Raw genomic sequence first — 24,044 nt, forward strand, 5'->3', positions numbered from 1 at the left:
GGGTGTGGCCATTGGGCAATACAATAAAGGCTGCGCATGATAGCACAGCAAGATTTCACAAATGCCGCAGAAATGTAAACCTTCCTGCGGCGTCCTGCCGCGGTACGGCATCGCCTACCGTCCGCCGCGAATCAGGCCGCCAAGGCCGCGTCGTTCCATAAACGCCGAGACCTGGTGGCGCACTTCTGAGGCGGTGTGTGCCGCTAAGCCCTGCTCGCTCAGCTTCTGCGTCTCCTCTTTATCCAGATGACGCAGCAGATATTTCACGCGCGGGATGTTTTTCCCGTTCATGCTGAGGTGGTGATAACCCAGCCCCACCAGCAACGCGACACACATCGGATCGCCGGCCATTTCACCACACAGGCACAGCTCAAGCCTGGCCTTTTGCGCTTCCTGCGCAATAGTTTGCAACGCGCGCAACATCGCCGGATGCAGCGGATCGTAGAGATTCGCCACGCGTGTATTGTTGCGATCCACCGCCAGCAGATACTGGGTGAGATCGTTGGTGCCAACAGAGACAAAATCGACGCGATCCGCCAGATGCGGGATCAGAAACAGCATCGACGGCACTTCGATCATCACGCCAATCCGCGGCTTCGGAATCACGTAGCCAATCATCTCCTCCACTTCCCGACCGGCACGATCGATCAGGCGACGCGCATCGTCGATCTCGTCGATATGGCTGATCATCGGCAGCAGAATACTCAGATTGCCAGACGCGGCGTTGGCACGCAGCATGGCGCGCACCTGCACCAGAAAGATCTCCGGCTGGTCGAGCGTCAGACGGATACCGCGCCAGCCGAGGCATGGATTCTCTTCGCTGATTGGCATATACGGCAGCTGCTTATCCGCGCCGATATCCAGCGTGCGCAGCGTCACCGGCTTGTTGTGGAACAGCTGCAACATGCCCTGATACTGCGCCACCTGTTCCTCTTCCGACGGGAAGCCGCTTTGCAGCATAAAAGGAATTTCGGTGCGGTACAGGCCAATGCCATCCACCCAGCTGTCGAGCGCCTGCTCATGTTCGGGGCTGAGACCGGCATTCAGCATCACCTGCACCCGTTCGCCGCTTTTCAGCTCGCCGGGTTGCTCAACCACATCTTCGGCCATTTTGCTCAGCGCGTTTTCTTCGCTGATCAGCCGCTGATACTCCTGCACCAGCACCGGTTCGGGATCGATCAGCAACTCGCCGCGGTAGCCATCGACGATCAGCAAACGCTTGTTAAGCTGGGCAGGCAGAATATCCGCGCCCATCACCGTCGGAATGCCCATCGCACGCGTCAGGATCGCCGCGTGTGAGTTAGCGGCGCCGTCGCGTACCACGACGCCCGCCAGCCGCTCCTGCGGCAGTTCCGCCAGCGTGGTGGCGGTCAGCTCATCGGCCACCAGAACGAAGCGTTCCGGCCAGGCGTTGGTGCCCACCAGACTGTCGTCGAGATGAAATAACAGACGCTGGCCCAGCACGCGCAGATCGCCAGCGCGCTCGCGCAGATATTGATCCTGCAAACTGGCAAACTGGTCGGCGAACTTTTCGATCACCGTTTTGACTGCCCATTCCGCCACCGATCCGCGCTCGATCTCAGCAAACAGATCTTTTTTCAGCCGGGCATCCGTCAGCAGGTGTGAATAGAGATCGAAGATCGCCGCGCTCTCTTTCTGCACGCTGGCGGTAAAGCGTTTGCTGAAGCGACGAAATTCATTGGCAGCTTCGCCCATGGCGACAGCCAGACGATCGCGCTCACGTTGTATATCCAGCGTTGAGGCGGCGGAAACCTGATCGAGCAACGGCTGGGTTTCATCCACCCAACCCGGTGCCACCGCCACGCCAGGCGCAGCGGCAATAGCTTTGACCCGTGACTGACGGAACTGACCGAATAGCTGACCAAGCTGCGATTGCGACAGCAACGCCGCCATCTGCGTGGCCAGCGTCACCAGGAAAGATTCTTCGCTTTCGTCGAACTGACGATGTTCCCGCTGCTGCACCACCAGCACGCCAAGCAGCTGGCGACGGCTGATAATCGGCACGCCGAGGAAGGAGCGATAACGCTCTTCTTTAACGGAAGGAATATATTTGAAGCTGGGATGGCTCTGCGCGTCGGCGAGGTTGATCGGTTCCGCCAGACGCCCTACGAGGCCGACAATGCCCTCGTCAAACGCCAGCGTTACCGTGCGGCCGCGCGGCTTTTTCAGCCCGCGCGTTGCCATCAGGTAATAGCAACGGCGGTCATGATCAGCGAGATAGACCGAGCAAACCTCGGTCTCCATCGCAAGGCATATCTCGTTTACAAGAAGGTCGAGTGCTTCATTCAGACGCGGTGCACTCGCCACTTTTTCAACTATTTCGCGCAACTGAGTGAGCATAAAGGGCGTGGCCTATCCTCTTTTACGTCGATGGGCTGCGGCATTGCGCGGCCCCGCACTCTCCTGCATAGACATCACCACGCCAGCGAATTCCTTCATTACGCGGCGGTAAACGTCACGCTTGAAGGAGACAACCTGACGCACCGGATACCAGAAGCTGACCCAGCGCCAGCCGTCAAACTCTGGCGTGCTGCTGTGTTGCACATTGATATCCGCGTCACTACACATCAACTGCAGAAGAAACCACTTTTGTTTCTGGCCGATACATACCGGCTTCGTGTCCCAACGCACCAAACGTTTTGGCAATTTGTAACGTAACCAGTTACGGGTTGAAGCAAGTATTCGAACATCTTTGCGGTGTAAACCCACTTCTTCAAACAGTTCGCGATACATCGCCTGTTCTGCGGTTTCACCGGGATTGATGCCTCCCTGAGGAAATTGCCAGGAGTGCTGTCCAAAGCGCCTGGCCCATAACACTTGTCCTTGCCTGTTACAGATTACGATACCAACATTCGGGCGGTAGCCATCATCATCGATCACCGGACTACCTCAAAGCTAAATTTGAATAGCCTGATTGTTTCACACTACTTACAGGCGGTAAACCACTGGATATAAGGGGAGATGACAGAATAATTACAGGATAACTCACAGAGTTTAGCCAGGTTATAAACAGGGAAGCCGATTTCAGGGCAATTTTATTCACCTTTTCTGTGGATAGCTTTGTGCAGAACACGGGAATTAATTGAATAACCGCTTCGGAAAACTCTTATCCAGCCAGTACCAGACAATAATAAAAATCAATAATTTCATACAAATAAAAGATAATTACTCAGATTTTCACCCAAAAATATTGGCTTTGCATCCCCTTGCCTTAGCGTGCTGGTTAAAGATCAACCGACGTTGTTTTTATCCACAGAGAATGCCCTAAACCTGGTCAGAAATGGGAAAAAAAGCCAGCAAATCGCTAAAGTCAAGGCTGTAAATGGAAACAGGGGTCGCCGGAAGTGGGGGTTATCCCAGCTTTCTGTGGATAACCCGGTCGAAGATCCTGTTTATTGTCGATAACAAACCGGGATAACCATCGCCTGCCTCGCCAGGCGGTGAATGGCAGCAAATAAAAAAGCACGCTGAATCATGCTATTATCAGCGTTATTCCCGGCAGCGAATTGTGGACAACCGCCACCGCTGGCTGCTGGTCATCCTTTAATCAATATGAGTTATGCCATGCACGTCCCAGCCCCATTGCCCACGCCACCGCAAAACGAAGCGGAATTACTGCAACGCGCCCAGCAGCTGGCTGGACAGACGTTTGCGGCGCTGGCGGCCCAGCTCGGGCTGCCGATGCCCGCCAATCTGAAACGCGATAAAGGCTGGGTGGGAATGTTGCTGGAGCTGCATCTCGGTGCCAGCGCTGGCAGTAAGGCGGAGCAGGATTTTGCCCATCTCGGCATCGAGTTGAAAACCATCCCGGTCGATGCGGCGGGAAAACCGCTGGAAACCACGTTTGTCTGCGTGGCACCGCTCACCGGCAATAGCGGCGTCACCTGGCAGACCAGCCATGTGCGGCACAAGCTGACGCGCGTATTATGGATTCCGGTTGAAGGCGATCGTGCGCTGCCGCTGGCTGAACGCCGCGTGGGCGCGCCTTTGCTGTGGCATCCGAGCGCAGAAGAGGAGCAGCAGCTGCGCCAGGATTGGGAAGAACTGATGGATATGATTGTGCTCGGTCAGGTGGAGCGCATCACCGCCCGTCACGGCGCCTGGTTGCAGATCCGCCCGAAAGCCGCCAACAGCAAAGCGCTGACCGAAGCCATCGGCGAGCACGGGGAGCCTATAATGACTTTGCCGCGTGGCTTCTATTTGAAAAAGAGCTTCACCGGACCTCTCCTGGCGCGCCATTTTTTGCTGTAGCCGCGCGATTTATCGCACCGTTACGGGAAGCTGGAATATGATGTGTATAATGGCCGTTTAACTTTCGTTTAGGATTGAATGTAAACATGTTTGACTGGATTGCTGACCCCAATGCCTGGCTGGCGCTGGGGACATTAACCATTCTGGAAGTGGTTCTGGGTATAGATAATATTATTTTCCTGTCGCTGGTGGTCGCTAAACTTCCCAAACATCAACAAAATAGCGCCCGTCGTCTGGGGCTGCTGGCCGCGATGGCGATGCGTCTGGCGTTGCTGGCCTCGATAGCCTGGGTGGTGCGTTTAACGCATCCACTGTTCTCGATCATGGATCACGCCTTCTCCGCGCGTGATTTGATTCTGCTGTTTGGTGGCCTGTTCCTGCTGTGGAAATCGAGCATGGAAATCCATGAAACCATCGAAGGTGGCGAAGAGGAGCATAAAACCAACGTCCATTCGTTTCTCGGCGCGATCGTGCAAATCATGCTGCTCGACATCATCTTCAGCCTGGATTCGGTGATTACCGCCGTCGGCCTGTCTGACCATCTGATTATCATGATGATGGCGGTGGTGATTGCCGTGCTGATGATGATGTTTGCCGCACGCGCCATCGGCGAGTTTGTTGATCGCCATCCATCGGTAAAAATGCTGGCGCTGGCCTTTCTGATTCTGGTCGGCTTTACCCTGATTCTGGAGAGTTTTGGCGTCCATGTACCAAAAGGTTACATTTATTTTGCCATGTTCTTCTCCATGGCGGTGGAGTGCCTGAACCTGATGCGCCGCAGGAAAAGCGCGCACTGAGAAAGTCAAGGGCGGGCGCTGCTCGCCCCCTGATTTTAAGAATCTTGCGATTAACCCGAACACCAAAACCATTTATTACTACACTTTTGCTGTTGAAGTTGTGTGAGGGAGTGGCGAATGAAAGGGTTGGTAAGCGCAGTGGGGTTGATGCTGGCGGCGTTGGTGTTGAGCGGTTGCAGCAGTGATTACGTGATGGCGACCAAAGATGGACGTATGCTCATGACGGAAGGAAAGCCGTCGATTGATAAAGAAACCGGCCTGGTGCAATACACCGATGAACAGGGCCATGTAATGCAGATCAATGGTGACGAGGTTTCCACCATCATTGAGCGTTAAGTGCCAAATTTTATCGCCTGCGTGATTTTTTCCCGCTGTGCAGGCGATTTCCCGAACTTTCCCCCCTTCCTTCCGCGCCGTTTCACGCGCTATAGTCCCACATGACACAACATTCCATTCCATAATGAAAAAAGGAAGCCGGCAATGCACTATCACCGTATCCCCCATAGCACGCTGGAAGTGAGTCAGCTGGGATTGGGCACCATGACGTTTGGTGAGCAGAACAGCGAAGCCGACGCCCATGCGCAACTGGATTATGCTGTAAACCAGGGCATTAACCTGATTGATACCGCTGAAATGTACCCGGTGCCGCCGCGCCCGGAAACCCAGGGGTTAACCGAACAGTATATTGGCAGCTGGCTGAAGAAGCGTGGCAGCCGCGACAAGATCATCCTGGCGAGCAAAGTGGCTGGCCCGGTACGTGGTGCTGATGCGTCGATTCGTCCGAACCAGGCGCTGGACCGCAAAAATATCCGCGAAGCGCTGGAAGCCAGCCTGAAGCGTCTGAACACCGACTATCTCGACCTGTATCAGCTGCACTGGCCGCAGCGCCAGACCAACTATTTTGGCAAGCTGGGCTATCAATACAGCGAATCCACCGCGGCGGTAACGCTGCTGGAGACGCTGGAAGCGCTGACCGAGCAGGTACGCGCGGGCAAGATTCGCTATATCGGCGTATCCAATGAAACCGCGTGGGGCGTGATGCGTTATCTGCAACTGGCGGAGAAACATGAGCTGCCGCGCATCGTGACGATTCAGAACCCGTACAGCCTGCTGAACCGCAGCTTTGAGGTCGGTCTGGCGGAGATCAGCCAGCATGAAGGCGTGGAGCTGCTGGCTTATTCCAGCCTGGCGTTCGGCACCTTGAGCGGCAAATACCTGAACGGCGCGAAACCCGCCGGTGCGCGCAATACGCTGTTCAGCCGCTTTACCCGCTACAGCGGCGACCAGTCGCAGCAGGCGGTTGCTGCCTACGTTGAACTGGCGAAGAAGCACAATCTCGATCCGTCGCAGATGGCGCTGGCATACGTACGACAGCAGCCGTTCGTTGCCAGCACCCTGCTGGGCGCGACCACCATGGAACAGCTGAAGATTAATGTGGAGAGTTTTAATCTGACGTTGAATGCGGATGTGCTGGAAGGCATTGAGGCGATTCACCGCCAGTTTACTTATCCGGCACCGTAACGCACACAGTAGCGGCGCGGTCATTTGTAGCGGCGCGATTTATCGCGCGCCTTTAATGTCCCCGACCAAAAGACGCGCGATAAATCGCGCCGCTACGATTACTAACGTCGTCCTTTCCACCATAAAACCGCAATCGCCACGGCAAAGATCGCGCCGAAGCCCACGCCGGTAGCCACGGCCGGTGCACCCAGCTTAATCGCCAGCGTATACAGCCCCAGCATCAGCAGCATCGCGGTGTTTTCGCCGAGGTTCTGCACCGCAATCGCGTTACCGGAACCAACGGTTTCCCTGCCCCGCTCCTGCAACAGCGCATTCAGCGGGACGACAAAGAAACCGCCCAGCGCGCCAATCAGCATCAGAATCAGGTAGGCATTCAGCAAACTGTGCTGCAACGCGAACACCACTACCATCACGCCGATCAGCACCCCGGCAGGCATACAGCGGCGTACCGTTTGCAGCGTCACCAGTTTTGCCGCCGCCGCCGCGCCAATCACGATACCTATCGCCACCATGGCATTCAGCGTGGTCGGGGTTTTGTTATCACTGATCCCCAGCGCCACCGGCACCCACAGCACCAGCAGAAAACGCAGCGTCACCCCTGCGCCCCAGAACAGGCTGGTGCCGAGCAGTGAGAAGCGGGTTTCGCCGTTGCGCCACAGCAACACGCTGGCAGCAATAAAGCTGCGCAGCATGGCGCCAAAGTGCCAGCTCTGGCCGGGACGCGCCGCCAGCAGGCGCGGGATAAACAGGTTCGCGACCACCGCCAGCGCGTAAGTAAGTGCACACACTGCCAGCGCGGCCAGCAGGTTCCAGTCCGCGAGAATCCCCCCCGCCACCGAACCGAGCAGAATGGCGGCGATGGTCGATCCCTCCATCAGCCCGTTTGCCTTCACTAACTTCTCGCCACGGGTGATTTCGCCAAGGATGCCATACTTCGCGGGCGAGTAAGCCGCAGCCCCCACTCCAACCAGCGTGTAGCCGAGGAACGGGTTAAAGCCGAAGCAGATAATCAGCGCGCCAAGCAGCTTGAGACTGTTGGCGAACATCATTACGCGACCTTTGGCAAAGCTGTCGGCCATCTGCCCGACAAAAGGGGCCAGCAGGATGTAAGTGGCCACAAACAACATTTGCAGGATCGGCTGGCTCCAGTCGGGGTAGAACTGATTTTTCAGCACCGCCAGCGTGGCGAACAACAGTGCGTTGTCGCCAAACGCCGAGAGAAACTGCGCCACAATCACCGCCAGCATATTACGCGACATCAGGGGTGCATCCGGGTTGGCTGCCTGGCTCATGCCGGTTCCTCTTCTGCCTGTTTTTTCAGGCTGACATAGTCAGGTTTGCCGCTGCCGAGCATCGGCAACTGTTGCAGCACGCGGATATCGCGCGGCACCGCCAGCTCGCTCACGCCCAGCTCGCGCGCGGCGTCGACCAGTTGCGCGCGGCTAAGCGCGCTGTCGGTGGTAAACAGCACCAGCGCTTCGCCCCGGTTGCTATCCGGGCGCAGCGATGCCGCATGTTGTTTCTGCGGCGAGGCTTTCAGCGCGATCTGCTCGACACTCTCCAGTGACACCATCTCACCGGCAATTTTGGCAAAGCGTTTAGCGCGCCCCTGAATCTGGCAGAAACCGCCGTCATCAAAGCTGACGATATCGCCCGTGTCGTACCAGCCTGGCTCCATCTCCCCTTCGCCGTTATCCGCCACCGGAGGTTCCAGCACGCCAGGATTCTCCACGCGCAGATAGCCGTTCATGATGTTGGGACCACGCAGTTGCAGGCGACCGCCGTGTTCAATACCCGGCACCGAAATCAGGCGCGAATCCATCCCCGGCAGAATGCGGCCCACGGTATGCGACCTCGCGGCCATCGGCACGTTGATCGCCACCACCGGCGCACATTCGGTCACACCGTAACCCTCAAGGATACGGATACCGTATTTTTCTATGTAAGCCTGACGCGTGCCTTCCTGCAATTTCTCCGCCCCCGCTACCACGTAGCGCAGTCGGGCAAAATCGTACGGGCTGGCAAAGCGCGCATAGTTGCCAAGGAAGGTGGAGGTGCCAAACAGCACGGTGCAGTTCCGGTCATACACCAGCTCCGGCACCACGCGATAGTGTAGCGGGCTGGGATAGAGGAACACCTGCGCGCCGGTCAGCAGCGGCGTAAACAGGCCCACGGTAAGGCCGAAGGCATGAAACAGCGGCAGCGCCGACATAAAACGGTCGCGCGGGGTGAAATCAGCCACGGTACGAATCTGTTCAACGTTCGCCAGCAGGCTTTTATGCGAATGCACCACCCCTTTAGGATTGCCTTCCGAGCCGGAGGTAAACAGCACCATCGCGGCATCTTCCGGTTTCTGCGCCACCTGCGCGCGACGCGGCAACAGCAGATGGGTGAGGATCCACAGCTTATCCCGCGTGGTCACGGTATCGCGCAGATCTTCGAGGAAGATCCACTGCACCTCGGTCAGCCCCTGCGGCAGATGCCACAGATTGCCTTTTTCGAGGAACTGTCGTGAGGTGAACACGGTTTTCACCTGCGATGCGGTCAGCGCCGCGCGCATACCGTTGACCCCGGCGGTGTAGTTCAGCATGGCCGGAATACGCCCGCGCAGCGATGCGCCAAGAATCGCCGCCGCCGTCACGGTGGCGTTTGGCAGCAGCAGGCCGACGTATTCCCCCTGCTGGCTGTAGCGTTCCAGAATGCGCCCGACGCCAAGCGCTTTTTTCAGCAGCCCGGTATAGCTGTCGGTTTTAAAGTTGATGTCTTCGATGCAGGGCTTAAACAGGCCGTAGCGGGTACGTGCATTCAGGAACGCCTCAAACAGTGTCTCACGCGGACGCACCGCCATACGCGCTTCCATCATCACATGATGTAAGTGCTCGCCAGCCAGAATGCGGCGATCGCGCGCGCGTTTGGCTTCCGGCATCGGGATAAAGGTGGCAGGCAATAAACTGAGGGTGATACGCGGGAACAGGCGACGTTTAAACACCCCGGCGAGGCGGCCAAACGGGGTATATTCCGCGCCTTCAATCCGCATCGGCACCACGGTCGCCCCCGATTTCGCCGCGACAAACCCGGCCCCGCTGTAGATCTTCATCAGCGAGCCGGTCACGGTGATCCGCCCTTCCGGGAAGATCACCACCGGGCGGCCTTCGTTGATCAGACGCACCAGATGTTTGATCGACATCGGTTTGGTGGGATCGAGCGGCACGAAGTCGATAAGCGGCTTCAGAATTCGCATAAACCATTGATCGCTGATCGACGAGTAGACGGCGAACACCGGTTTAATCGGCAGGAATAACGCTACCAGCACCCCATCCAGAAATGACATATGGTTAGGGGTGATAAGCACTTTGGATTTGTGCAGCGCCGTCAGGTCACCGCGCAGCTCCACGCGCCACAGCAGGCGGCAGAGGAAACGCAAACAGGTGAATAACATGCCAGCTCCTTAGCAGTCATGAAAAATGGCCCCTACGATGCAGGATTCGGGGATTTTCGACAAGTAAGAATATGGCGTTATTGAGAAGCCGTGCGGGGGTTTGACCAGGTGCGTATAAATACGCACCCTACGGCCCGTAGGGCCAGCATTTATGCCGACCGTATCAGCAGCCGTGCGGGGGTTTGGCCAGGTGCGTATAAATACGCACCCTACAGCCCGTAGGGTCGGCATTTATGCCGACCGTATTAATGACCGCACGTTTTGCATGACGGCATTTATGCCGACCCTATCAGCAGCCGTACGGGGTTTGACCAGGGGCGTATAAATACGCACCCTACGGCTTCATCTCACCCTGCCAGCCGCCGCCGAGCGCGGCGATCAACTCGACGCTGCTAACCCATTGGGTGCCCTGCAACGACAATAAACTCTGCTGCTCGCTCAGGCTGGTATTTTCGGTGGTGGCGACGTCGAGATAATCGATCATCCCGGCCTCGTACTGATTACGCGTCACCCGTGCCGATTCCTGCGCGGCGCTGGTCGCCAGCTGCTGCGAGACGATCTCGCCTTGCAGGGTGTTCAGCTCCACCAGGTAATCTTCCACTTCCTGCATCCCGGTCAGCACCGCCTGGCGATAGGTGGCGACGCTGGCATCGTAGGACGCCCGTGCCTGCTCAACCTTCGCTGAAGTCGCACCAAAATCGAGCAGCGTACCGCTCAGCTCCGGCCCCAGCGACCAGACGCGGTTTGGCAGCGAGAACAGGTTATGGAACGTCGACGAACTGACGCCGCCGCTGGCGCTTAGCGTCAGGTCCGGATAGTAACCGGCAATCGCCACGCCCACCGCCGCATTGGCGGCAGCCACGTTACGTTCGGCATAGGCGATATCCGGGCGGCGTTGCAGCAGCTGCGACGGCAGGCTGTGCGGGATGGCGGGCAGCGTGGCATCCAGTTTCGCCACCGGCAGTGAGAAGTCCGCCGGCGCACGGCCCAGCAGCAAGGCAATCGCGTGCTCCAGCTGGGCGCGCTGCCATTGGTAATCCTGCGCGGAGGCGCGAGCGCTCTCCAGCTGCATCTGGGCCTGCGCCAGGGTGGCGCGCGATTCACTGCCCGCCTGATATTTGTTCTGGATCACCGTCAGATAACGCTGGTAGGCATCGACGCTACGCTGGTACAGGGCGATTTTTTCGTCCATAACGCGCAGCTGGAAATAATCCTGCGCCAGTTCCGACTGCGCGCTCAGGGTGATATTCGCCAGCTCGGCGGCACTGGCCTGGGCGCTGGCTTTGTTCTCTTCCAGCGTGCGGCGCAGTTTGCCCCACAGGTCCAGCTCCCAGCTGGCGCTCAGCTCAGCCTGATGGCTGTTGCTGACGGTACGCTGACTGGCACCGGTGGTGGTGGTGTGGCTGCCGCTGCGCGTGCTGCTGGCGTCATAATCGACGGACGGAAACAGCTCGGCGCGTGACTGCCCCGCCAGCGCCTGGGCCTCGCGATATTGCGCCGCATAGGTCGCCACGTTCTGGTTGGAGATGCTGACCTGGCGCAGCAGGCTGTCGAGCGTGGCATCGTGGTACACGGCCCACCATTCGCCCTTGTTCTGATCATCCTGCGGCGTGGCCTGGGTCCAGCCTTTTGCCTCTTTAAACTGAGTCGGCATTGCCATCGTCGGGCGCTGATAATCAGGGCCAACGGTACAGCCTGCCAGCAGCAGCGCCATAAAGATCGGGGTAATTCGTAACGACATTTTCATGAATCAGGATTCCGCATGACGCAACCGCCGCCACTGACGTTTGGTGGCGCGGCTCAGACGATCGAGCCAGAGATAAACAACCGGCGTGGTAAATAAAGTGAGTAGCTGGCTCAGCGCCAGGCCACCGGCAATCGCCAGCCCAAGCGGGCTGCGCAAATCGGCATCGCCGCCGCTGCCCAGCGCCAGCGGCAGTGCGCCGAAGAAGGCGGCCAGCGTGGTCATCATGATCGGACGGAAGCGCATCAGACAGGCCTGAGTGATCGCCTGCTGCGGCGACATCCCCTGGTTGCGTTCAGCGTGGATGGCAAAGTCGATCATCATAATGGCGTTCTTTTTCACGATACCAATCAACAGGATAATGCCGATCAGCGCGATCACCGTTAGCTGGGTATTGGTCAGCAGCAGCAGCAGCAACGCGCCGACGCCCGCCGATGGCAGCGTGGAAAGAATGGTCAGCGGGTGGATATAGCTTTCATACAGCACGCCCAGCACGATATACACCGCCGCCAGCGCCGCCAGAATCAGCCACGGCATGGTGGCGGTCAGCTGGGTAAAGGCGGCAGCGGTACCGGCAAAACCGGCCTGAATATTGGACGGCAGCCCGAGCTTCGCCATCGCCTGTTTGATCAGCGCCTGCGCCTGCTCCAGCGACACGCCATCATTCAGGTTAAAGGCGATGGTGCTGGTGGCCGACTGGCCCTGATGCGCCACCGACAACGGCGCGTTGCCGCCCTTAAAGGTGGCAAATGCGGAGAGCGGTACGCGATCGCCGCTGTCATTGACGACAAACAACTCTTTCAGGATCGCCGGGTCGCGGGTGTAGCTATCCTGCAACGACATCACTACGTGATACTGATTCAGCGTGTGGTAGAGCGTGGCGATCTGGCGCTGGCTGAAGGCGTTGTTCAGCATGGTGTCGATCATCTGCACGTTGACGCCCAGCATCTTCGCCCGATCGCGATCGATGTTGATCACCACTTCCTGGCCGCCGGTTTGTGAGTCGGAATCGACGCTGTTGAGCTGCGGGATCGCCGCCAGCGCGGCCTGTACTTTCGGCGTCCAGATGCGCAGCACGTCAAGATCGTCGGCCTGCAAACTGTATTGATAGGTAGCGTTGGCGCTGCGTCCGCCAATACGCAGATCCTGCGCCGCCATCAGGAACATCTGTCCCCCCGCGATATGGCTGGTTTTCATGCTCAGACGGTTAGCCACTTCGGTGGCGGTGGCGCTGCGCTGATCAAAATCCTTCAGACGCACAAAGAAGTTGGCGGAGTTACGCGCGCCAAACATGCCGCTGCCCATCGATGACATCACGGTTTCCACCGCCGGATCGGACTGGATGATTTTGGTGAACTGCAACATCTTCGGCTTCATCGCCTGGAAGGAGATGTTCTGATCGGCGCGCAGCGCGCCCATCAGCAGGCCGGTGTCCTGGTTGGGGAAGAAGCCCTTCTGCACCACCGAGTAAAGGAACAGGTTCAGCAACACGGTAAGCAGCAGGCTTAGCATGGTGATTTTCTGGTGCGCCATCACCCACGCCAGACCTCGTGCGTAAGCCGCCAGCAGCGCGTTGAGCTGGTTCTCAATAAACTGATACAGCGGATGCGGGCGTTTGGTGACTTTCGGTTTTGGCTTCAGCAGGCGCGCGCAGAGCATCGGCGTCAGGCTGAGCGAGACAAACATCGAAATCAGCAGCGAGATGGTCAGCGTGACGGCAAATTCGCGGAACAGACGCCCGACAATGCTGCCCATCAGCAGGATAGGGATAAACACCGCCACCAGCGACATGGTCATCGACAGCACGGTAAAACTCACTTCCTGTGCGCCGCGCAGGGCGGCACGTAAGGGACTGAGGCCCTCTTCGATATGGCGCGTAATGTTTTCCAGCACCACAATCGCATCATCGACCACAAAGCCAGTGGCGATAATCAGCGCCATCAGCGACAGGTTATCCAGGCTGTAGCCGAGCAGATACATCACCGCACAGGTGCCAATCAGCGACACCGGCAGCGCCAGCGCCGGGATCACCACCGCCTGCACATTGCGCAGGAAGATAAACACCACCGCAATCACCAGCATAGTGGCAATCAGCAGCGTCTCTTCGGTGTCATACAGCGATTCACGCACCGTCGGTGAACGGTCCACCACCACCTTCAGCTGGGTATCGGCAGGCAGGTTTTTCTCCAGCTCCGGCAGCTGCGCTTTGACCGCGTCAATGGTGTCGAGCATGTTGGCGCCCGCCTGGCGGGTGATACCAATCATCACCGAAGGCGTGGCATTGAGGAAACCGGCCTGATACTTATCTTCGATGGAGTCATATACGGTGGCGACATCGTGCAACCGCACCGCTTTGCCGTTGCTGTAGCTGACGATCAGGTCGCGATACTGCGCCGCTTTATCCAGCTGGCCGTTGCTGTCCACCACCCACGACTGGCTGCTGCCCTGCAACATCCCCTTCGGCAGATTGGTGGTGCTGTTGGCTACGGCGGTGCGCACCGTATCCAGCGCAATGCCGTACTGGGTCAGCTTTTGCGGTTGCAGGTCGATACGTACCGCTGGCAGCGCGCTGCCCATCAGCGACACTTCACCCACCCCTTTCACCTGCCCCATCGCCTGTTCGATTTTGCTTTCCGCCAGGTCGTACAATTCACCCGGCGTGCGGGTAGCGGAAACCAGCGCCAGCATCACAATCGGCGCATCGGACGGGTTGGCTTTGCGGTAGGTCGGTAACGATTCCATCGAACTCGGCAGCAGGCTGCGGGCGGCGTTAATCGCCGCCTGCACATCGCGCGCCGCGCCGTTGATATCGCGATCAAGTTCAAACTGCAAAATGATGGTGCTGGAACCCTGCGAGCTGCTCGACGTCATCTCGGTGATCCCGGCGATCTGACCGAGCGAACGCTCCAGCGGCGTGGCAACCGTCGCCGCCATGGTTTCCGGGCTGGCCCCCGCGAGGCTGGCGCTGACCATGATGGTGGGGAAATCCACCTGCGGCAGCGGAGCCACCGGCAACAGCCGGTAGCCGAGGGTGCCGAGCAGCATAATCGCCAGCGTCAGCAACAGGGTGGTGACCGGGCGGAAGATAAACAGCCGCGTCATATTCATTGCTGGCCCCGTGCCTGCTGCTGTCTGCGCTGCACGAAACGTTTACCGCGTTGCGCCCAGCCATCAAACCACAGATAGATCACCGGGGTGGAGAACAGCGTCAGCACCTGGCTGAAGATCAGGCCGCCGACAATCACCAGCCCCAGCGGCTGACGCAGTTCCGCGCCAGAGCCGGAAGCCAGCATCAGCGGCAGCGCCCCCAGCAGCGCCGCCATGGTGGTCATCAGAATCGGGCGGAAACGCAGCAGACAGGCCTGGTGAATCGCATCACGCGGACTCATATGCTGCTTGTTCTCCGCTTCCAGCGCGAAGTCGATCATCATAATCGCGTTCTTCTTCACGATGCCGATCAACAGGATCACGCCAATCAGCGCGATCAGGCTGAACTCAGTGCCCGCCAGCAGCAGCGTCAGCAACGCGCCTACCGCCGCCGAGGGCAGCGTGGAGAGAATCGTCACCGGATGGATAAAACTTTCGTACAGAATGCCCAGCACCACATACATGGTGACCAGCGCCGCCAGAATCAGCCACAGGGTGTTGCCGGTGGCGCTCTGGAACGCCGAGGTCTCGCCCTGATAGCGCAGGGTAATACTCGACGGCAGATTCAGCTGCTGCGTCACCTCGGCAATCGCCTTCTGCCCATCCTCCAGCGAATACCCGCTGTTGAGGTTGAACGACACCATTACCGCCGGGAACTGGTTCAGACGCATATGCATCAGTGAACCGGTGCGCTGGTGAATGGTGGCAATCGAGGTCAGCTTCACCATCCCGGTGGTGCTGGTGGAGGTGGTAGTACTGGACGATGTCGAGGAACTGCTGCCCGATGAGCTGGTGCTGCTGGTGCCGGAACTGCTGCTGGACGAGGTGCTGCTGTTATCGTCGCTGGTGCTGCTGGTTGACGGTTGCAGATAGACATCATCGAACGACGCTGGCGATTGCTGGTAAGTCGGCGCCACTTCCAGCACCACGCGATACTGGTTTGCCTGGGTAAAGATGGTGGAGACCAGACGCTGACCGAAGCTGTTGTACAGCGCGGTATCGACGTCCGAGGCGGTAATGCCGTAGCGCGCCGCTTTGTCGCGATTCAGCTCGACGTACGCTACGCGCCCCTGATCCTGCAAATTGCTTACCACGCCATTAAATTCCGGGCGTTTCTGCAAGGCGGCCACCATCTGCGGCGTCCATTTCACCAGGTTTTCACTGTCGGCATCGTCGAGGGTGAACTGATACTGGCTCGGCGTGACCTGATCGTTCACCGTCAGATCCTGCGCCGGTTGCAGGTAGAGCTGAATCCCCGCCACCTGGCTGGCCGCCTGTTGCAGCTGCTTAATCACCACACCGGCTTTATCGTCGCGTTCATCAAACGACTTGAGGTTGATCTGGATACGTCCGCTGTTCAGGCTGGTGTTGGTGCCGTCGATGCCGATGGTGGAGGACAAACTGTCCACCGATGGGTTTTGCAGGATCACCTTCGCCAGCGCCTGCTGACGTTTCGCCATCTCGGCAAAAGAGACATCCTGCGAAGCGACCGTCACCCCCTGAATCAGCCCGGTATCCTGGGTCGGGAAGAAACCTTTCGGGATCATGATATACAGCAGCGCCGTGAGCACGAAGGTCGCCAGCGCCACCAGCAGCGTCAGCTTCTGGTGGTTCAGCACGACGGTCAGCATGCGATCGTAGCCGCGGATCAGCTTGTCAAAGAACTCGCCACCCTTCCGTGAAAAGCGCGACTGTTTTTCCGGCGGAATATGCTGCAACAGATAGGCGCATAGCATCGGAGTCAGCGTCAGCGACACCAGCATCGACACCAGAATCGACACCGCGAGGGTGATGGCGAACTCACGGAACAAGCGCCCCACCACATCACCCATAAACAGCAGCGGGATCAGCACCGCAATCAGCGAGAAGGTCAGCGAGATGATGGTGAAGCCAATCTGCTGCGAGCCTTTCAGCGCCGCCTGCATCGGCGTCTCGCCCTCTTCCAGCCGCCGCGAGATATTCTCCACCACCACAATCGCATCATCGATAACGAAGCCGGTGGCGATGGTCAGCGCCATCAGCGACAGATTGTTAAGGCTGAAATCCGCCAGATACATCACGCCAAAGGTACCAATCAGCGACAGCGGCACCGCCACGCTGGGGATCAGCGTCGCCGCCACGTTGCGCAGAAACAGGAAGGTCACCATTACCACCAGCGCCACCGACAGCATCAGTTCAAACTGAACATCGCTGATGGAGGCGCGGATGGTTTGCGTGCGGTCCGAGAGAATGCTCATCTTCACGCCATCGGGCAACGCGGCCTGCAAGGTTGGCAGCTTCGCTTTGATGTCGTCCACCACCTGAATCACGTTGGCGCCCGGCTGGCGCTGCACGCTAATCACAATCGCCGGGCTGTTATTAGCCCACGCCGACTGGAAGCTGTTTTCCGGTCCCTGTTCGATATGGGCGATATCTTTCAGACGCAGCGCGGCCCCGTTCTGGTAGGTCAGGATCAGGTTGCCGTACTCATCGGCGGTGCGCAGCTGGTCGTTGGAATCGATGGTGACCGAGTGGAATTTACCGTCGAAGCCCCCTTTGGAACCATTGACGTTGCTGTTGCTGATAAGGGTATTAACGTCTTCCAGCGTCAGGTTATGCGCCGCCAGCGCCTTCGGGTCCATCTGGACGCGGATGGCCGGTTGATGTCCCCCTGCCAGCGTCACCATACCGACACCGGAGATCTGCGACAGCTTCAGCGCCACGCGGGTATTCACCAGATCCTGCACTTCGGTCAGCGGCAGGTTATCGGAGCTGGCCGCCAGGGTGATCACCGCGCTATCCGCCGGGTTGACCTTTTTGTAGGTTGGCGGATTAGGCAGATCGCTCGGCAGCAGGTTGTTGGCGGCGTTGATCGCCGCCTGCACTTCCTGCTCGGCCACGTCCAGCGACAGATCGAGGCTGAACTTCAGGGTAATGATTGAGGAGCCGCCGGAGCTGGTGGAGGTCATCTGGCTGAGGCCCGCCATCTGCCCAAGCTGCCGCTCCAGCGGAGAGGTGACTGACGATGCCATCACGTCCGGGCTGGCGCCAGGATAGAGCGTGGTGACCTGGATGGTCGGGTAATCCACCTCCGGCAGCGCCGAGGTGGAGAGGAATTTATAAGCGAAGATCCCGGCGATCAGCACGCCCACCATCAACAGGATGGTAGCGACCGGCCGCTGGATAAACAGGCGTGACGGGTTCATTTGGCCTCGGTGGTCGCAGTCGGTTTGCTCTCATCGGCCAGCGCCACTTTACTGCCGTCGGTCAGGCGATCGATGCCTTCCGTTACCAGGCGATCGCCCGGTTCAACCCCTTTCAGGATCGCCTGCTGGTCCTCGCCAAACGCCGGACCGGCGCTCACCGCTTTACGCGTCACGGTGTTGTCTTTGTTGATCAGGAAAACAAAGCTGCCGTCGCTGCTCAGCTGCAACGCCTGCGAGGGGATCACCGTCGCGTTTTTCAGCGTGTCGGTTTGCAGACGCAGGTTGACGAACTGGTTAGCAAACAGCGATTCATCCTCGTTGGGGAAGCTGGCTTTCAGTTCGATGGTGCCGGTGCTGGTGTCGATCTGGTTGCTGATAAATTTCACATCGCCCTGCGCCAGCACCGTCGTGTTGTCCTGATCCAACGCGGTGGCGGGCAGGCTCTGGCCGTTATGCAGCGCTTTGGTCAGCTGCGGGATGTTGCTCTGCGGCACGCTGAAGGTTACCGCTGCCGGTTGCATCTGCGTCACCACCACAATACCGGTGGTATCGGTGGTCTGGATCATATTGCCAGGATCGACCAGACGCAGACCGACGCGGCCGCTGACTGGGGAAGTGATACGGGCGTATTCGATATCCAGTTTGGCGGTGGCGATCTGCGCTTCATCCGCCGCTACCGCGCCGCGATACTGGCCGACGGTGGCGGTTTGCGTGTCGAGATCCTGGCGTGCCAGTGAATCCTGAGCATACAGTTTCTGGTAACGCGTCAACGTCAGTTGTGCACTTTTCAGCAATGCCTGGTTTTGCGCAAGATCGCCCTGATATTGCGCCAGCGTGGCCTGATAGGTGCGTGGATCGATCTGCGCCAGCAGCTGGCCGGCAGTGACTTTCTGCCCTTCGGTGAAGTAGACCTTGTCCAGCTGGCCCGCCACACGGCTGGTGACGGTAACGCTGGCATTCGGGATCACCGTGCCAAGCGCATTAAGATACACCGGCACATCGGCGGTACTGGCGACGCCGCTGTGCACCAGGGTCGCGCCGCCCATCATCATTGCCATGCCCGGACGACCACCGCCCGCGCCGCGCTGACCACCGCGCCCGCCATGCTCACCATGCGCGCCGCCTGGCGGCATTCCACCTGGTGCACCATGGCCCCCGACCACACGCCAGATCACGCCAGCAACGATTAACAGCACAACTAACAGGAGTAGCCATTTCAGCCAGCGAGAGAAAGCGGAGCGGGGAGCTTTGGTTATCATCGAATTCTTCAAGTCATCAGAGAAAAGGAAAATCCCCTGAAGAACAGGGGATTATTTCAAAGGTAAATCATTACTGCGCGTATTATCTGCTGAAGTCCGTGGCTTTTTCCATGCGCAAACCGTAAGGGTTTCGTTAAGAAAATCAGGATTTCCAGCCTCCGCCAAGCGCCTTATACAGCGTAATTTTCTGGCTTAACTGGCCCAGATGCGCGCTGATCAGGGACTGCTGCGCGGTGTAAAGCGAACGTTGGGCAACTAACACATTGAGATAATTATCAACGCCCTGTTTAAACCGCAATTCAGAATAGTCGTAGTCGCGTTGATTAGCACCTACCTCTTTTTGCAGGGCCGTCATTTGATCCTGCCAGGTATCCTGACCGGCCAGCGCATCATTCACCTCTTTAAACCCGGTCTGGATGGCTTTTTCATAATTGGCGACCTCAATGCGTTTCTCGATATGCGCGATGTTGAGGTTGGCTTCGTTTTTACCGCCGTCAAAAATGGGCAGGTTAATCGAAGGCACAAACGACCAGGCACCGGTGCCGCCACTCAGCAGGTTGCCGAGGGAGCTACTGGTGGAGCCGCCCGACGCCGTCAGCGTAATGCTTGGGAAGAAGGCGGCGCGTGCGGCACCAATATTGGCGTTCGCCGCTTTCAGCGTGTGCTCAGCCGCCATAATGTCCGGACGACGCGTCAGCAGATCCGACGGCAGGCCCGCAGGCGTCGCCGGGAATTCCCAGTTCGCGTTGAGGGTGGCATGTGACAGCAGCGACACCGGTAAATCGGTGCCGACCAGCAGGCGCAGCGCATCCACATCCTGACGCACCTGACGGGTATAGCTGGCCACATCCGCTTCGGCGGCACGTACCGTACTTTCCGCTTCGGCCAGATCCTGCTCGCTGCTCACCCCGCCGTCATAGCTCATTTTGGTCAGGCGGTACGAATCCTGCTGGCTCTGGGCGGTGTTCTGCGCAAGGTGCAGCAGGTCGTTATCTGAACACAAGGTCAGCCAGGCGGTCGCCACTTCAGAAATCAGCGAGATACGCGTCGCGCGCTCGGTGGCTTCCGTCGACAGATAGGTTTCCTGCGCCTCATCACGCAGGCTGCGCAGACGGCCAAAGAAATCCAGCTCCCATGAAGTAACACCCAGACCGGCGTTCAGCTCATGGTAAGTCACCGGCCCGGTGCTCTGGGTGTTGTACAGATTTCCCGGTTCATGGGCTGACGTCTGGCTGGCGGTGGCATCAATCGACGGCATCAGCGCGGCACGCTGTACCGTCACATCATTTCGCGCCTGCTCGACATCGAGGGCCGCGACGCGCAGGTCGCGGTTATTCTCGAGTGACAGCGTGATCAGGTTGCGCATATTGGCGTCGGTAAAGAAGTTCTGCCACGGCAGATCCGCCACGTTGCCCACCGGGGTGGGCTGATCGTAACGTGCATCCACCGGCATCGTCGGACGCTGATAGTGCGGCTCCATGGTACATCCGGTCAGGCCAAGGGCCGCCGCCAGCGGCAGCAGCGCCCAGTTGAAGGTTTTAGTCATCATGCTGCACCCCCTCTGCGGATGCTTTTTTCTTGCGAGCAAAGAACTGCGACACCACCACGTAGAACATCGGCACAAAGAAGATGGCGAGGAAAGTCGCGGTAATCATCCCGCCGGCCACCGCCGTACCGATGGAGTGCTGACTACCGGCACCCGCACCGTTGGAGATGGTGAGCGGCAGCACGCCGAGGATAAAGGCCATTGAGGTCATGATGATGGGGCGGATACGCAGTCGCGCTGCCTCCACCGCCGCTTCCACCAGGCTCTTGCCTTCGCGCTCGTGCAGCTCCTTGGCAAATTCAACAATCAGGATGGCGTTCTTCGCCGCCAGCCCGACGGTGGTTAATAGCCCGACCTGGAAGAACACATCGTTCTGCAATCCGCGCAGCAGCACCGCACTGATGGTACCCAGTACCCCAAGCGGAACCACGAGGATCACCGAGAATGGAATCGACCAGCTTTCATACAACGCCGCCAGACACAGGAACACCACCAGAATCGAGATGGCATACAGCTGCGTGGTCTGGTTGCCGGAAGCCTGTTCTTCATAGGAGATGCCGTACCACTGCACGCGGAAGCCTTGTGGCAACTTCTTCGCCAGCTGCTCTATCGCCTGCATCGCCTCACCGGTACTTTTACCCGGCGCAGGTGAACCGAGCACCTCTTCCGACGTCAGTCCGTTAAAACGCTCGAAGTGCGGCGAACCGTAGACCCATTTACCGGAGGCAAAGGCCGAGAACGGAACCATGGTGCCGGATGAGTTACGGAAGTACCATTTGTTGAGGTCAGACGGGGTCACGCGGGAATCCGCTTTACCCATCAGGTACACCTCTTTTACACGGCCGTTATACATAAACTGGTCGATGTAGCTGGAACCCCAGGCAACGGACAGGGTGTTGTTGATGTCGGTCATGCTCAGGCCGAGGGCGCTGGCTTTCTCGTCATTAATCTCCAGCTGATACTGCGGCTCATCTTCCAGGCCGTTCATGCGTACCTGCGCCAGACGCGGGTCTTTGTTCGCCAGATCAATCAACTGGTGGGTGGCATCCATCATCTGCTGATGGGTATGGCCGCCGGTATCCTGTAAGTAGAGGTCGAAACCGGTGGCGTTACCCAGCTCCATCACCGCTGGCGGCACCATGGCGAAGATTTTGGCGTTCTTGTAATTGGCGAAGTGCGCCATTATGCGGTTCGCCAAATCCTGCACGCTCTGACCGCTATGGGTACGCTCGCCCCAATCTTTCAGACGGACGAACGCCATGGCGTTACTCTGCCCACGACCGGCGAAGTTAAAGCCCGCCACGCCAAAGGTGGTGGTCACCACTGACGCTTCGTTTTTCTGCAAATAGGCATTGAGATCGTTGATCACCTGCTGAGTGCGCTGCGACGAGGCATTCACCGGCAGGGTCATCTGTACCATCATCAGGCCCTGGTCTTCGCTCGGCAGGAAGGTGGTCGGCACCCGGGTAAACAGGAAGCCGGTGACACCAACGATCACCAGATACACCACCATAAACAGGCCACGACGGGAGATCACTTTGCTGACACCGCGGGTGTAGTGCATCGCGCCGCTGTCGAACTTGCGGTTAAACCAACCGGCAAAGCCCGTGGTTTTGTGCTCCGCCGAACTGGCTTTCAGCAGGGTGGCGCAGAGTGCCGGAGTGAAGACCAGCGCCATAATCACCGACAGCGCCATCGCCGAAACAATGGTGATGGAGAACTGACGGTAGATAACCCCGGTCGAACCGGCGAAGAACGCCATCGGCAGCAGTACCGCCGACAGAACCAGCGCGATACCAAACAACGCGCCCTGGATTTGCTGCATCGATTTAATGGTGGCGGTTTTGGGATCGAGCCGTTCTTCGTGCATCACACGCTCGACGTTCTCCACCACCACGATGGCATCATCCACCAATAGCCCTATCGCCAGCACCATCCCGAACATTGTCAGGGTGTTGATGCTGTAACCAAAGGCCGCGAGGATACCAAAGGTGCCCAGCAGAACCACGGGAACCACCAGGGTGGTGATCATGGTCGCGCGCAGGTTTTGCAGGAAGATCAGCATCACGAAGAACACCAGCACCACCGCTTCAATCAGCGTTTTCACCACTTCTTCGATAGAAGCGCTGACCACCGGTGAGGTGTCGTAGGGATAGGTGACTTCAACGTTATCCGGCAGCGATTCTTTCAAATCGGCGATGGTCTGACGCACCGCTTTCGCGGTATTCAGCTCATTCGCACCGGTCGCCAGACGCAGCGCGATACCGGCCGCCGGTTTGCCGTTCAGGGTGGCGTCGATGCCGTAGGTTTGCGGACCCAGAGCGACCGAAGCCACATCTTTCAGGCGCACCTGCGAACCATCGCTGTTCACTTTCAGCAGCACATTCTCGAACTGTTTCACGGTGGTGAAACGGGTTTTACCGAGGACGGTTGCCTGCGTTTTCGCGCCCTGAATGGTCGGCAGACCGCCGAGAGAACCGGAGGAAACCTGCACGTTCTGGTTATCGATGGCGGTACTGACATCGCTCGGCATCAGGTTGTATTTATACAACTTGGCCGGATCGAGCCAGATACGCATCGCATATTCAGAACCCAGCACCATAAAGTCGCCGACGCCCGGAGTACGAGAGATCGGGTCTTCCAGCTTGGACACCAGCATATCCGCCAGGTCGCCGTTGGTCAGCTTGCCGTCTTTCGAGATCAGGCCGACCACCATCATGAAGTTTTTCTGGTATTTGCGGATGCGAATACCTTGCTGCGTCACGTCGGTCGGTAACTGCGACTCCGCCAGAGAAACACGGTCCTGCACCTGTACCTGTGCAATGTCCGGGTTAATCCCCTGGTTAAAGGTGGCGATGATCTGGGCGCTACCGTCGGAGGCGCTGCTGGATTCCAGGTAGCGCAGACCGTCGAGGCCGTTAAGTTGCTGCTCAATCACCTGCACCACGGTGTTCTGGGTGGTTTCCGCACTGGCGCCCGGATAGGTTACTGAGATGGAGACTGCCGGTGGCGAGATGTCGGGATATTGGTTTACCGGCAGTTTGAGCGTAGCAATCGCCCCCACCAGCATCACGATAATCGCGATCACCCACGCAAATATCGGGCGTTCAATAAAAAACTTAGACATTACGCCC

At 58.4% G+C, this 24,044-nt stretch carries 14 protein-coding genes; 4 read left to right on the top strand and 10 right to left on the bottom strand.

The window, feature by feature from the left end; translation table 11 throughout:
* Positions 1–114 precede the first annotated feature (114 nt).
* Positions 115–2,361, bottom strand: a complete 2,247-nt coding sequence (gene ptsP, locus AC6I8V_RS16020) for a phosphoenolpyruvate--protein phosphotransferase (protein WP_497843213.1) — start codon at positions 2,359–2,361, stop codon at positions 115–117.
* Positions 2,362–2,373: 12 nt separating this feature from the next.
* A complete protein-coding gene (gene rppH, locus AC6I8V_RS16025) occupies positions 2,374–2,901 on the bottom strand; it encodes an RNA pyrophosphohydrolase (protein WP_497843214.1) in 528 nt (175 codons plus the stop codon).
* 684 nt (positions 2,902–3,585) lie between these two features.
* On the opposite strand from rppH, the gene mutH reads away from it, so the two are divergent.
* The 4 genes from mutH to AC6I8V_RS16045 all read left to right on the top strand — a co-directional run bounded on the left by mutH (position 3,586) and on the right by AC6I8V_RS16045 (position 6,590).
* A complete protein-coding gene (gene mutH / locus AC6I8V_RS16030) occupies positions 3,586–4,272 on the top strand; it encodes a DNA mismatch repair endonuclease MutH (protein WP_497843215.1) in 687 nt (228 codons plus the stop codon).
* A gap of 86 nt (positions 4,273–4,358) precedes the next feature.
* The gene (locus AC6I8V_RS16035) at positions 4,359–5,069 is read left to right on the top strand and encodes a TerC family protein (protein ID WP_497843216.1); all 711 of its coding nucleotides are present in this window, start codon (positions 4,359–4,361) and stop codon (positions 5,067–5,069) included.
* 117 nt (positions 5,070–5,186) lie between these two features.
* A complete protein-coding gene (locus tag AC6I8V_RS16040; protein ID WP_497843217.1) occupies positions 5,187–5,405 on the top strand; it encodes a YgdI/YgdR family lipoprotein in 219 nt (72 codons plus the stop codon).
* A gap of 144 nt (positions 5,406–5,549) precedes the next feature.
* Positions 5,550–6,590 carry an NADP(H)-dependent aldo-keto reductase gene (locus AC6I8V_RS16045; protein WP_497843218.1) on the top strand — a complete coding sequence of 347 codons (1,041 nt, stop codon included), beginning with the start codon at positions 5,550–5,552 and terminating at the stop codon, positions 6,588–6,590.
* A 101-nt stretch (positions 6,591–6,691) separates the two neighbouring features.
* On the opposite strand, the gene lplT is transcribed toward AC6I8V_RS16045, so the two are convergent.
* The 8 genes from lplT to AC6I8V_RS16085 form a co-directional block, all read right to left on the bottom strand.
* The gene (gene lplT / locus AC6I8V_RS16050; RefSeq protein ID WP_497843219.1) at positions 6,692–7,882 is read right to left on the bottom strand and encodes a lysophospholipid transporter LplT; all 1,191 of its coding nucleotides are present in this window, start codon (positions 7,880–7,882) and stop codon (positions 6,692–6,694) included.
* Positions 7,879–10,029 (bottom strand): bifunctional acyl-ACP--phospholipid O-acyltransferase/long-chain-fatty-acid--ACP ligase, encoded by a 2,151-nt coding sequence (gene aas, locus AC6I8V_RS16055; RefSeq protein ID WP_497843220.1) that lies wholly within the window; start codon positions 10,027–10,029, stop codon positions 7,879–7,881. The genes lplT and aas overlap by 4 nt, the downstream gene beginning before the upstream one ends.
* 334 nt (positions 10,030–10,363) lie before the next feature.
* Positions 10,364–11,776: an efflux transporter outer membrane subunit gene (locus AC6I8V_RS16060; protein ID WP_497843221.1), complete on the bottom strand. Its 1,413-nt coding sequence runs from the start codon at positions 11,774–11,776 to the stop codon at positions 10,364–10,366.
* Positions 11,777–11,779: 3 nt separating this feature from the next.
* The gene (locus tag AC6I8V_RS16065) at positions 11,780–14,881 is read right to left on the bottom strand and encodes an efflux RND transporter permease subunit (protein WP_497843222.1); all 3,102 of its coding nucleotides are present in this window, start codon (positions 14,879–14,881) and stop codon (positions 11,780–11,782) included.
* Positions 14,878–18,105, bottom strand: coding sequence for an efflux RND transporter permease subunit (locus AC6I8V_RS16070; RefSeq protein ID WP_497843223.1), 3,228 nt, complete (start codon positions 18,103–18,105; stop codon positions 14,878–14,880). The genes AC6I8V_RS16065 and AC6I8V_RS16070 overlap by 4 nt, the downstream gene beginning before the upstream one ends.
* Positions 18,102–19,364: an MdtA/MuxA family multidrug efflux RND transporter periplasmic adaptor subunit gene (locus AC6I8V_RS16075; RefSeq protein ID WP_497843224.1), complete on the bottom strand. Its 1,263-nt coding sequence runs from the start codon at positions 19,362–19,364 to the stop codon at positions 18,102–18,104. Before AC6I8V_RS16075 ends, AC6I8V_RS16070 begins: the two co-directional genes overlap by 4 nt.
* Before the next feature lie 142 nt (positions 19,365–19,506).
* A complete protein-coding gene (locus AC6I8V_RS16080) occupies positions 19,507–20,913 on the bottom strand; it encodes an efflux transporter outer membrane subunit (RefSeq protein ID WP_497843225.1) in 1,407 nt (468 codons plus the stop codon).
* Complete coding sequence (locus AC6I8V_RS16085; RefSeq protein ID WP_497843226.1) at positions 20,903–24,037, bottom strand: efflux RND transporter permease subunit; 3,135 nt, start codon at positions 24,035–24,037, stop codon at positions 20,903–20,905. Before AC6I8V_RS16085 ends, AC6I8V_RS16080 begins: the two co-directional genes overlap by 11 nt.
* Positions 24,038–24,044 lie beyond the last annotated feature (7 nt).

This window comes from Pantoea sp. X-Soil-TKNS-1207, assembly GCF_059730485.1.